This window comes from Parasutterella sp. St.1A3 (assembly GCF_059728705.1).
Window position 1 is genome coordinate 1 of record NZ_BAAGFK010000001.1, and the last position, 12,188, is coordinate 12,188.

Annotated in this window: 11 protein-coding genes; 8 read left to right on the plus strand and 3 right to left on the minus strand. The window is 42.7% G+C overall.

Annotation, left to right across the window (positions count from 1 at the left end; translation table 11 throughout):
- The first annotated feature begins 100 nt into the window (after nt 1-100).
- From dnaA to AC6I1F_RS00040, 8 genes are all read left to right on the plus strand, one after another.
- On the plus strand, nt 101-1,462 hold the full coding sequence (dnaA, locus tag AC6I1F_RS00005) for a chromosomal replication initiator protein DnaA (protein ID WP_251451454.1): 1,362 nt from the start codon (nt 101-103) through the stop codon (nt 1,460-1,462).
- An 11-nt stretch (nt 1,463-1,473) separates the two neighbouring features.
- On the plus strand, nt 1,474-2,679 hold the full coding sequence (gene dnaN, locus AC6I1F_RS00010) for a DNA polymerase III subunit beta (RefSeq protein ID WP_290432907.1): 1,206 nt from the start codon (nt 1,474-1,476) through the stop codon (nt 2,677-2,679).
- 33 nt (nt 2,680-2,712) lie between these two features.
- Nucleotides 2,713-5,226 (plus strand): DNA topoisomerase (ATP-hydrolyzing) subunit B, encoded by a 2,514-nt coding sequence (gene gyrB / locus AC6I1F_RS00015; protein ID WP_160336106.1) that lies wholly within the window; start codon nt 2,713-2,715, stop codon nt 5,224-5,226.
- 743 nt (nt 5,227-5,969) lie between these two features.
- Nucleotides 5,970-6,671, plus strand: coding sequence for a BON domain-containing protein (locus AC6I1F_RS00020; RefSeq protein ID WP_160336105.1), 702 nt, complete (start codon nt 5,970-5,972; stop codon nt 6,669-6,671).
- Between the two features lie 63 nt (nt 6,672-6,734).
- Entirely contained in the window at nt 6,735-7,487 is a 753-nt protein-coding gene (locus AC6I1F_RS00025) for an ABC transporter permease (RefSeq protein ID WP_237178813.1), read from the plus strand.
- A 35-nt stretch (nt 7,488-7,522) separates the two neighbouring features.
- Nucleotides 7,523-8,215, plus strand: a complete 693-nt coding sequence (locus AC6I1F_RS00030) for an ABC transporter ATP-binding protein (protein WP_251570831.1) — start codon at nt 7,523-7,525, stop codon at nt 8,213-8,215.
- A 20-nt stretch (nt 8,216-8,235) separates the two neighbouring features.
- On the plus strand, nt 8,236-9,171 hold the full coding sequence (locus AC6I1F_RS00035; RefSeq protein ID WP_251451462.1) for an ABC transporter substrate-binding protein: 936 nt from the start codon (nt 8,236-8,238) through the stop codon (nt 9,169-9,171).
- Nucleotides 9,171-9,695: a hypothetical protein gene (locus tag AC6I1F_RS00040; RefSeq protein WP_251451464.1), complete on the plus strand. Its 525-nt coding sequence runs from the start codon at nt 9,171-9,173 to the stop codon at nt 9,693-9,695. Before AC6I1F_RS00035 ends, AC6I1F_RS00040 begins: the two co-directional genes overlap by 1 nt.
- Here AC6I1F_RS00040 and lipA read toward each other — a convergent pair.
- From lipA to lipB, 3 genes are read right to left on the minus strand one after another with little or no spacing between them, the layout of a single operon-like run.
- Complete coding sequence (gene lipA, locus AC6I1F_RS00045; RefSeq protein ID WP_160336102.1) at nt 9,666-10,616, minus strand: lipoyl synthase; 951 nt, start codon at nt 10,614-10,616, stop codon at nt 9,666-9,668. The genes AC6I1F_RS00040 and lipA overlap by 30 nt on opposite strands.
- Nucleotides 10,617-10,618: 2 nt before the next feature.
- Entirely contained in the window at nt 10,619-11,581 is a 963-nt protein-coding gene (menA, locus tag AC6I1F_RS00050) for a 1,4-dihydroxy-2-naphthoate octaprenyltransferase (RefSeq protein WP_160336101.1), read from the minus strand.
- Entirely contained in the window at nt 11,581-12,156 is a 576-nt protein-coding gene (gene lipB / locus AC6I1F_RS00055; protein WP_202074620.1) for a lipoyl(octanoyl) transferase LipB, read from the minus strand. Before lipB ends, menA begins: the two co-directional genes overlap by 1 nt.
- Nucleotides 12,157-12,188 lie beyond the last annotated feature (32 nt).

Below are 12,188 nucleotides of genomic sequence, written 5' to 3' on the forward strand. Positions count from 1 at the left end.
ACGGCACCTCTCCAAAGAAGAATCAGAAGACTACATAAGGTACAATCATTGTTTGGATTTTTGATAGAAGCAGAATTGTCTGCATAAGAAATTAGATTAAATGCGAGAAGTTTGGGAATTAACTTTAGCTTCCTTGAGAGACAGCTACCCCACCGAGGTCTTCGAACCTTGGTTTGGAAGATTAGAGTACGTCGAAAAAGATGACCCTAATGAACTTGTACTGTGCGCTCCGTCTTTCATTCATTTAAAACAGCTGAAGTCTCAGTATCAGAGCGAAATCCAGAAAAAGGTGGATGAGATTGCCGGTCGACCGGTTCAACTAACCTTTATTGTTAAGGATCCTAACGAAGGAGCTGCTCGTGCGCAGTCTTCACAGGAATCGGAAAGTCATTCTGATGAACATACTGATATTAATCTTCTTGCTAGAAAATCCGGTCTTCATGACGGACTGACATTTGAGACATTTGTTACCGGTAATGCAAATCGTGTTGCAAGAAGCAGCGCTGAATTAGTTGCGCAGTTTCCGGGAGAAAAGTACAACCCGTTTTTTATCTATGGGGCTGTCGGTCTGGGAAAAACTCACTTAATGCATTCAGTCGGCAGAAAACTATTGGAAAACAATCCGCATCTAAAACTGCTTTGTATTTCCGCCGAACGTTTCATTAATGAGGTTGTTGATCTTTCCAGCGGCGGTCGTTTATCCGACGAAAAGATTAAGAAGTTCGATAATAAGTATCGGAATCTGGATGCGCTGCTGATCGATGACGTTCAGTTCCTATGCAAACGAGGCGGAACGCAGCAAAGACTTTTCAGTATCTTTGAAGCTCTCCTTCCGAAGAATAAGCAAATTATTCTTACCTGCGATACCTATGCCCGACAGCTTTCCGACTTTGATGAAAGGCTAATCTCGAGACTTGGAGCAGGGCTGTCGGTTTCGATAGAACCTGCAGAATTTGAACTTAGGGCCGCGATTTTGTTGGAGAAGGCAAGACAGCAGGATGTCCATCTTCCTTTAGAGGTGGCTTATCTTATTGCCAATCGATTGAATACGAATGTCAGAGAGTTGGAAGGAGCACTAAAAAACGTCATCATGCGCGCAACTGTTTTCAATCGACCGATCACAGAGGAGCTTGCTAAAGAAGCTTTGCAAGGTATCAGCGGAACGGGACGAATTTCTATAGAGAACATTCAGCAAACCACTGCTGAACACTTCAATATCAAGATTGCTGACATGCATTCAAAAAGCCGAGTCGCAAATGTGGCATATGCCCGCCAGATCGCGATGTACCTGGCTAAGGAGCTGACTCAAAAAAGTCTGATTGATATTGGAAACGCTTTTGGCGGAAGAGATCACACGACAGTGCTTTACGCTGTGAAAAAAATTACTAAAGAGCGTGCTCAGAAACAAGAACTGAACCACACTCTTCATTTAATAGAACAAGCATTAAAGAATTGGAATTAACGGGAGCCACGATGGAAAATAATCTGGAAAACGACCTTACCGAAGCAACAGGAACCGCAGGGACGGAAACTATGTTTGCGGAACCAGCTGAAGCTGCTCCCGGCACTCCTGTACTCTTCATTAACGGAAGCAAAGAGAATATCTTTAAACCTATTCAGAACGTAAGCGGTGTTGTCCAGAAGAAGCAGCCGCTTCCGATTCTCTCCAATATCTTGCTGGCTCAGGAAAATGAGAATGTCACATTTACAGCAACAGATCTGGACATTCAAATCAGAACAAGCTCTGCAATCGGTACGCCTAACTGCAGAGTTTCAACGACAATATCATCCAGAAAACTGAATGATATTCTTGCTTCTCTGGTTGATAACAATGAGGTTTCTTTTACAAAGAAAGGAGAGCACGTACTTCTGACTTCAGGAAGGAGCCGCTTTGAACTGCAGACTCTTCCGGCAGAAGATTTTCCGTCAATGAAGGAAGTGAAGCTGGAAAAGGCGTTTTCTATGCCTTGTTCCCGCTTTAAATATCTCCTAAGCATGGTCTCCTTTGCATGTGCCGTCAACAACGTTCGTTATTTCCTTAACGGGGTTTATATTTGCTCCGAAGGTACATCCGTACGGGCTGTTGCAACAGACGGACATCGTCTCGCTCTTTGTGATGTCGATGCTGATCAGGCTTCCGAGAAGAAACTTGACTCAATTATTCCGAGAAAGACTGTTAAGGAACTAACTCGTTTAGTTCCCGATTCCGAAGACGAAATCACTGTCTACATGGCGGAAAAACAAATCAAATTTACATTTGCCGGTGTTGAAATTCTTTCCAAACTTGTTGAAGGAAGGTATCCGGATTACCAAAAGGTCATTCCGGTCGACAACGATAAAGAATTCAAAGTATCCAGACAGGAACTTCTTTCTTCTCTTCAGAGAGTATCCATTCTCACCGCAGATAAACTCAAAGGCGTCCGTTGGAATCTTTCGTCCGGCGTTATCAATGTTGCTGCGACAAATGCCGATATGGAAGAAGCGGAAGACGAGCTTGAAGTCGAATATCAGGGCGACAGCATTGAAATCGGTTTCAATGTGACCTATCTGATCGAAGTGCTGAATGCTCTGAAAAACGAAACAGTCAGAGTATCTCTCGGTGGTCCGCTTAGCTCTGCATTGATCCGCATGCCCGACAGCGAAAAATTCAAATTTGTCGTCATGCCAATGAAGATTTAACGGGCTGATAGCTCCAATTTGGAATACAAAAGAATGAGTGAAACACAAGATGTCAAGCTGTCAGCTGAAGACAGCTATGGTGAAGACGCTATTCAAGTCCTCGAAGGACTGGAAGCTGTAAGAAAAAGACCCGGTATGTATATTGGAGACACCTCTGACGGTACCGGTCTCCACCATTTAGTTTTTGAGGTCGTTGATAACTCTATTGACGAAGCTCTTGCCGGCTACGCGGATCACATTAATGTTACGATCAACCGCGATAACTCTATCTCCGTTGTTGACAACGGTCGCGGAATTCCTACTGACATAAAGATGAACGATAAGCATGAGCCTAAGAGAAGCGCTGCAGAGATCGCACTGACCGAGCTCCATGCCGGCGGAAAATTCAACCAGAACAGCTACAAAGTTTCAGGCGGCCTCCATGGCGTAGGTGTTTCCTGCGTCAACGCTTTGTCCTCCTGGTTAAAACTTATCGTCAGACGCGACGGAGTAGAACACTACCTTAACTTTGAAAAAGGCGTCCTGATTGACCGCTTAATCGACAAAGTTAATACGCCGAACGGCGTTGTTGAAGTCTCCCCGATGCACGTATCCGGTCAGACTGATAGAAGAGGCACGGAAGTTCAGTTCCTTCCGGACGCCGAGATTTTCGGAAATGTAGACTTCCATTATGAAGTTCTTTCCTCAAGATTGAGAGAACTCTCCTTCTTGAATAACGGCGTGAAGATTCACCTTGCCGACCTTAGAAAAGGGAAAGACGAAGTATTCCAGTTTGTCGGAGGCGTGAGCGGCTTCGTAGCCTACATTAACCGCGACAAGACAAAAATCCATGACAACTGTTTTTATACCAACAAAACAGTTCAGGTATCTCCAACTGAAAACATAGCTGTCGAAGTCGCTATGCAATGGACCGACGGATACAGCGAGAATTTCAGTGCCTACACCAACAATATTCCTCAAAAAGACGGCGGTACTCATGTCAACGGTCTGCGCAATGCTATGACCGCTGTACTGAAGCGGTATATTGAAGAAAACGAGTTAGCCAAGAAAGACAAAATTGATTTGGTTGGTGAGGATATTCGAGAGGGCATGACATGCGTTCTTTCGCTGAAGATGCCTGAACCTAAATTCAGTTCTCAGACTAAGGACAAACTGGTTTCATCAGAAGCGAGAGGTGCTGTAGAGCAGGTTGTCAGAGACAGTCTCGATGCCTATCTGCAGGAAAATCCTAAAGACGCGAAGATCATCTGCACAAAGATTATTGACGCGGCCAGAGCTCGTGAAGCTGCAAGAAAGGCTAGAGAGACAACTCGGCGCAAAGGTTTGCTCGGTTCTGCAGGTCTTCCCGGAAAGTTAGCAGATTGCTCCAACAGAGATCGTTCCCTCTGTGAAGTGTTCCTGGTGGAGGGAGACTCCGCCGGCGGATCTGCTAAGAGCGGCAGAGATAGAAACTACCAAGCTATTCTTCCTTTACGAGGCAAGGTTCTAAACGTTGAAAAAGCCCGCATTGAAAAAATGCTCTCCAGTGAACAGATCGCAACTCTGATTGCAGCCTTAGGAACTGGAATTGGCGAAGAGTTCAATTTAGACAAACTTCGTTATGACCGCGTGATCATCATGACTGATGCTGACGTGGACGGAGCTCACATTCGTACGCTTCTTCTGACTCTCTTTTATAGACAAATGCCTAAGCTTATTGAAGGCGGTCATGTTTACATTGCTCAGCCTCCGCTCTATAAGGTTGTCTATTCAGATAACAAAGAACGCTACATTAAAGACGAAAAAGAGCTTTACAAGCTTCTTGTTGAACAGGGAACCAAAGACACAAGACTCTATGTTTCAAAAGAAGCTTTTGAAAAGGACGAGGCGGTATCTGGAGAGCAGCTTCAAAGTTACCTCATGTCATACAACGATGCCCATAACGTCATCAATAGGTTCTCTCGTTTTGTGGACTCAAGCGTTTTAACTGCCATCGCTGCAGGCGCTGAGATAAGTCTGTCTGATGAGGAGGACGCACGCAAGTCTGTTGAATCGATTATTGAGAAGCTCACCGATCCGGATGTGGTTGTTGAACATCAGATAGTAGAGAATGTTCCGACAATTATCGTGAAGCGAACGAAGTACGGTAATGTAATTGAGACAAAGATTACTCCATCTTTCGTTGAAACACCGGACTACTTAACACTTCAAAGTACGTCAACAATATTCAAGAACCTTCTTCATCCGGGTGCCTGTCTTCTTAATCAGAAGAGAGGAAAAGAGACGATACAGCCGATCTCTAATTTTAGTGAGGTCATCGAATTTGTTCTAAAAGCCGGCAAGGCGACTGTTAAGAAAATGCAGCGCTACAAAGGGCTTGGAGAAATGAAAGACGTAGAGCTTGAAGAAACCACCATGGATCCTGCAAAACGTCGTCTTCTGAAGGTTGGTGTTGAAGATGCGGTCGCTGCAGATATGGTCTTTACAAAGCTCATGGGAGACGAGGTTGAGCCAAGACGGCAGTTCATTGAGGACAATGCACTTCTTGCAAGCAACATTGACACCTAGACTTTCTTAACTCAGAAAAGGACGGCTTTTTGGCCGTCCTTTTCTTTTAATCAGTGTCAACAGTTATAAATTAATTAGAGCTTGGTGCAGAAGGTTAAGTTTTTTCCTTACTTTTACCTTACCGGCACCAGCTGAAATGTAGACAAAAAGAGATATTTTGATCACTTTCTAATGTGTACAACTATGTTTATAAATGTTGAATAAACTGTGCAGTTATGCTTTGTGCCCAAATTATCAATATCTTCTCAACACTAATAAACGACAAATCACAGAGAAATCAACAATCTTTAAACATTATAACTTATTGTTTATATAGATAATAATATAGTTATCAACAAATTTTAAATCACTTCTAATATTAATACTCTTAATTAATTTTTATAAATTAATTAGTTATAGATACGTTAATAACTAGAAATAACTTTTCCTTTTTTAAAAAAAATCACTACCAAAGAACAAACCTATTTATCAACAGAACTAATACTACTTATTGTATTAATTACTATAAGGAGTATTAATTAATGCTTCTGTAAAAAATGTTAATAACTATATTATTCTTTTTATTATCAATAAGTTAGTTTACTAATAAGTTGTTTAAAACTTTAGTAATTCTATGTTAGTATCAGTGGAAAATTTGGATTAAATTGAACTTATATCCAGTTGTTCACAAGATATTAGTTAATTGTTAACATTTTCTAGTGAATAACTGTCTTATTTCTGGGATTATCAGCTGAGTTTTGATTATGAGTAAAAAATTACTATTAGTATCTGCAGCCTTTAGCGTCGCTGTATTGACAGGTTGTGCGCCTGTTCTCATTGGATCAGCTGCTATGACCGGTGCATCCGTAGCGGCAGACAGAAGAAGTGCCGGGGCGGTTGCAAATGATGGGCTTATTGAGACGAAATCAGCGCTTCATCTTTCACAAACGAATTTTTCCTCAAGTCATATCACTACGACCTCTTACGAAGGAAACGTATTATTGAGCGGGGAAGTCGGCACGGAAGATGATAAAGAGAAGGCGGCTCAGATTGTTAAATCTATCAATGAAGTAAATACGGTTTACAACGAATTGGCTGTTATGCCCAATTCTTCCTTCACGAGCAGAATGAGTGACTCAATCACCGCAAGTAAAATTCGTGCGGCGTTGTTGGACAATAAACAGGTGACTCTGACTTCTCTGAAGGTTGTAGTTGAACGGGGAGTTGCTTACCTGATTGGTGCGGTAACGCAGCAGGAAGCGGAAATTATCGGGAAGATTGCTTCTAAAGTCCAAGGTGTGACACGTGTTGTCTGTCTCTTTACAATTCTTACTCCGGAAGAGCTTGAAAAAAGAAAGCTGATTACTAATGACGGCTCATCCACCGTTGAGAGCGGAAGTGGATTGGAAAGCGATAGTAGTTCATCATATTCCACTGGTGCACAATCGACTCCTATCAATATGTAATTTATAATTGATAATCATTATCGATTTTATTTATAATCTTCCAAGATTAGTCTTGGAGGCCGATTGCGTAAACTTATAAATCTTATTGCCGTGCCTATGCTTATTGTTATTGCATGGGCATTTTTATCTTCGTCGGGCATATTCAGCGAATTTCTTCTTCCGACACCGGCAAAAGTATTCAAGAGTTTTTTGGAACTCTGTGAAAGCGGTGAGCTTTCACGGCATATTCTGGCGAGTTCCGGAAGGGTTTTTGGCGGCTTTTTTATGGCAGTTATAGTCGCCCTGCCACTTGCTTATTTTTTTTACCACTCTCCGGAAGCTGAAGCCAGATCGAAGCTGACTCTTGAAGCATTAAGATTTATTCCACCTTTATCACTTATTCCGCTTCTTATTCTCTGGTTAGGAATCGGTGAACCGGCTAAGCTGGCGATTGTGTTTCTTGCAAGCTTTTTCCCTATTTACCTGAACGTTTTTTCAGGTTTTAAACAGATCAACAGTGCATATGATGAGCTCTCTCAAACGCTCCGACTGACGAAACTTGAAAAATTTAGACACATTGAATTTCCTGCTTCGCTTCCTAACATATTCACAGGTCTTCGTCTTGGTTTTGGATATTCCTGGCGTGCATTAGTTGGTGCTGAGCTTATCGCAGCAACTTCGGGGCTGGGATATTTGATTGGAGATGCTAGTGAAATGTCGAGAACAGACAGAGTTTTTGTCGGAATCCTCTGTATTGCGGTGTTAGGCATTGCTGGCGATCAATTATTTCAATTTATCGGAAAGCGCTGTACACCCTGGGCGAGGAATAAATGGTAGCCGGAGTTTCCTTAGTTGATGTCTCGAAGACTTTTTTGGACGGTAAAAGAGCTGTTAGCCCTCTAAAGGATCTTTCTTTAACAGTTCAGCCGGGAAAGTTAACAACCGTACTTGGAAAAAGCGGCTGCGGAAAAACCACACTGCTGAAAGTTATTTGCGGATTAGAAAAAATTGACTCAGGAAAGATCCAATTCTTCAGAGATGACGGATCCGCTTTCGAAGATCCTAAAATTTCTTTAGTTTTTCAGGATCCGAGATTACTTCCTTGGAAGTCAGTCCGTGAAAACTTAGAGCTTGCCATTAGAACTCTGCCTGCAGCCGAACAGGAGAAAAGAGTAAATGAAGTGCTGGAATTGGTTCAGCTTTCCGGAACGGCAGATTTATACCCGGCTCAGCTTTCCGGAGGTATGGCTCAGCGTATCGGCTTAGCTCGTGGGATTATTTCAAGACCTGATCTTTTGCTTTTGGATGAACCTTTTGGAGCTCTTGACTTTATGACAAGGAGCAAGCTCCAGATGGATTTTTCAAAAATCCAAACAGAACTGGAAACAACAATGCTCTTAATCACGCATGACATTAATGAAGCCGTTCTTTTAAGCGATGATATTGCATTCATGCGTGACGGTAAAATAGCCGAATCCCTGGATATCAATTTACCTAAACCAAGAAGATACGGAGATACTAATTTATCTCAGTATCAGAAACAGCTTTTTAATTTCTTTATATAAACAACGGAGTAAATATTCAAATGAAACTTAAGTTAGTCGCGATTTTGGCAGGGATGTCCTTGATGACATCGGTTTTCGCCGCACCCAAAGAGATCAACATCGCCTATGTTAAAGCACCTTTTAATCTTCAAAATATGGTTATGAAACATAACCAAATGTTGGAGAAGGAGTTTGCAAAAGACGGTATCCAGATCAAATGGCATGACATTACATCCGGTGCCAAACAGACACAGGCCATGGCTGCCGGCTCACTCGACGCCAGCGCGACAATGAACACGGCATCTTTACTGATGGCAAACGCAGCAGGAAATCCTGTGAAGATTGCAACCGGTGTTGCCCATCCGACCAGTCTCTTCGCTGTTGTCGGTAAACCCGGTCCTCAGATGAAAATCGAAGACCTGAAAGGTAAAACAGTTGTCGGACCTAAGGGTACAGTTCTTCATCAGACATTAGTAGCAGCTTTGGATAGCAAAGGAATGAGCCAGAAAGATGTGAATTTCATCAATATGGATATTCCTAAAGGCATGACTGCAATGATGGCCGGTAAGGTTGATGCAGCTCTTGTTGCCGCCAGCGGAATTATTAAGGCTAATGAGGGTGGTGCTAAAACAATTACGACTGCTGAAGGTCTTGTCCAGCCGAATTTAGTTTTCACTGTCAGCGGCAAGTTTGCACAGGAGAATCCCGAAATCGTTCAGCGTTTAGTTAAGGTTAATCGCGAAGCGCTCAAATGGATCAATGAGAACAAGAAAGAGGCACTTGAGATTGGTGCCAAGGAACACGGTATTACGCTCTCTGATGCAGAGAAACTCGCTGAAGGAAGCCATTACTATGACGTGCTGACTCAGAAAGATATCGACGAATTGGATAAAGATCAGAAGTTCCTGAAGGCGAACGGAATGATTGAGAAAGAAGTCAATGTTAAAGATCTCATTCTTCCTTCGGCTGTTAAATAATGATTAAAGATACGATTTCCGTGTATGACGATGCGGTTCTCCTGGAGATTCCGTTCAGTGCCTGTGTCCTCTATCACGGTCGGGACAGCATTGGAGGTTTGTCCTTAGGTTTTCGAATGCTTCAATGGGCTCTAAAAGAGCTTTGCGGAGAAAGAATTCCTGAGAGAAAAGAAATCTCCTTTAAGACTGCGTTTCCAGGTCCTGGGCTAAGAGACGCTGTAGAAATGGTCACAAGAGCCGTCACAAGAAAAACTTATGACGTGCTCGATACCTTTCCCACAGAAGCACCTGAAGGTGTTTACGGCCGTATGTATTTCGAAGTTTCTGTCGGAGAAAAGCAAATTTGCTTTTATTTAAAGCCGGGTGTTATTCCTGAAAAATTTGTTTTGACAGGCAGAGAAATTAAGAAGGGCTCTCCTTCAGAGATCCAGAAACAAGAATGGAGACAGCTGAAGGACGCCCTTTCTGATGCGGTTTGGTCCATTGACGATATGTCAAGTGTTTTTGTTATCGTCAAAAAGTAGGTCATGCTGCTCATAAGCATTGTAGCTTGAGCGCACAAAGGGTCCGCTTAGACAGCTGAGAAAGCCGAGTTCTTTGGCTTTCTCAGCATATTTTTTAAATTGATCCGGGTGAACGTATCTTTTGACAGGGATGTGATGTTTACTTGGACGAAGATATTGGCCGATGGTAAGCATGGTGACATTATTTCGGCGCAGATCCTCCATTACCTCATAAATTTCTTCATCCTTCTCACCGAGACCAACCATTAATCCGCTTTTTGTCAGACATGTTTGTGAACACTTACTCCATTCATTCAGTAATTTGAGAGAATGTTCATAATTACCGCCGGGTCTTGCTTCTTTATATAGCCTGGGTACGGTTTCTATATTGTGATTGAATACGTCAGGAGAGGCATGCTGAAGGTTTTCAAGCGCCTTATCTAATCTTCCTCTAAAGTCCGGGACAAGAATCTCGACTTTGACACCGTCAATTTTGTGAATTTCATTGACACAGTTCGCGAAATGCTCCGCTCCGCCGTCTTTGATATCGTCCCTATCAACACTTGTAATAACCACATACTTCAACCCAAGTTTTCTGGCTGCCTCAGCAACTTTTTTCGGCTCATCAGGGTCAAGAGGTTTCGGATAGCCGTGTGCAATATCACAAAAGGGGCATCTTCTTGTACAAATACTTCCCATGATTAAGAAGGTTGCCCTTCTATGGTGGAAGCACTCAGAGATGTTTGGACAGGCAGCCTGTTCGCAAACTGTTGCCAGTCCTCCGTTTTTCAAAATTTCTTTTGTTCCTGCGAACGCACCGTTTTTTATCGGAATTTTTATCTTTAACCATTCCGGCTTCTGTAATTTTTCAGCAGACGCAAACTCTTGGTATTTTTTTATTTTTAATTCTTCTCTCTGGGGATTATGAAGTTTGTTATTCATGTCTAAAAAGGAGAATTAAAGATTGATGCGTTTAAGATTTCAGGAGGCCAACTCAAGAAGGCGACTGCTATAGCTCCGAGCGTCAGAAGAAAGCCGAAGAGAAGCTCGAGTTTAATTGTTTTGAGCATTACCTCTGTAATTCTTTCCTGAGGATATTTTTTAAGATACTGGGGAAGCATGCTTGCCCGTGGAAGCACTAAAAGAACAAAGAGGAAAGGCCAGCAGTTGTGATTGAGTGGGACAAGCCAACCGATAAATACAAAGGGAAGAAAAATCATAAACATATAGAGAGCTTCTGAAACTTTTCTTCCACAGACAGCAACGAGGGTATGGCGTCCCACAGATTTGTCGTGATCAAGATCTCTGTAGTTGTTCACAAATAGTACTGCGGCTCCAAGAAGACCCAAGCTGAGACCCGGCACAAGCACAATGATGTTAAATGAGTGCGTTTGCAGCCAATAGCTTCCTCCTACGGCAAAAAGACCGTAAAAAAGAAGAACTAAAAATTCACCAAGACACGTATAAGCAATGGGTTTAGGGCCTCCCATATAGCAATATCCGCAAATGATGGAGAGGATTGCGATCAGAGCGATAGGAATACCGCCGATGATGACCAGCAGTATCCCGAAGAGGGCACAAAGCAAAATAGTAAAGCTGATAGCCTTCTTTGCAGAAGACATAGAAATCCAGCCTTCGGATGTAGCTCTGGGCAATCCCACTCTTGTTCCGTTTTCAGCCTTTCGGACGTTATATGCGTAGTCATTGACCATGTTAGACATAGCCTGGATGAGAATGGCTCCGAACAAGGTGAATAAAAAGGTCCAAAAATTAAACTTTCCGTTTAACGCAAGTGCAAAAGAAGATCCGACAAGGACAGGCGTAGCCGCAATCCAAAAAGTGCTGGGTCTCATGAAAGCGAGCCAGGCAGATAGGCTGTGGGGTGTAATTTCTTTTTTATTATTCATTAGGCAAAATACTCCTCAATTTTTTCTGTAAGTTTCTCCTCAGCTTCGTCGATAGTGATCAGAGGAGCATAGTGACTCAAGTTTACAGCCCTAAGACCTTGGTAGCCGCAAGGATCAATGTCTTTAAAGGGAGAAAGATCAGCATTTATGTTGATGGCGAATCCGTGATACGTGCAGTCATTGGTGATTTTTAAGCCAATCGATGCAACTTTAGCAAGATTTGCAAATTGTCCGAAGCCGCCGAGCAAAGGCAGATAAATACCAGGCGCGCCTTCGACTAGAGATGCATCAACTCCATATGAACAGCAGAACTCGAGAAGCATCTGCTGAATTATCGACAGATAAGCCTTTGGGTAAAGTTTCCTATTGCGAAGATTAACCAGTGGATAACATACAATCTGCCCCGGACCGTGGTAGGTAATTTTCCCGCCACGGTCAGTTTTCACAATCGGAATATTTTTTAAATCCGAACTAAGTAAAGGACAGGTAGTTCCGACTGTATATGTAGGGGCATGTTCACAAAACCAGATTTCATCCTCTGTTTCAGAATTCCTCTGTCTTGTGAAGTGCAGCATTTTTTCGAAAACAGATTGGTACGGCTGCAGAC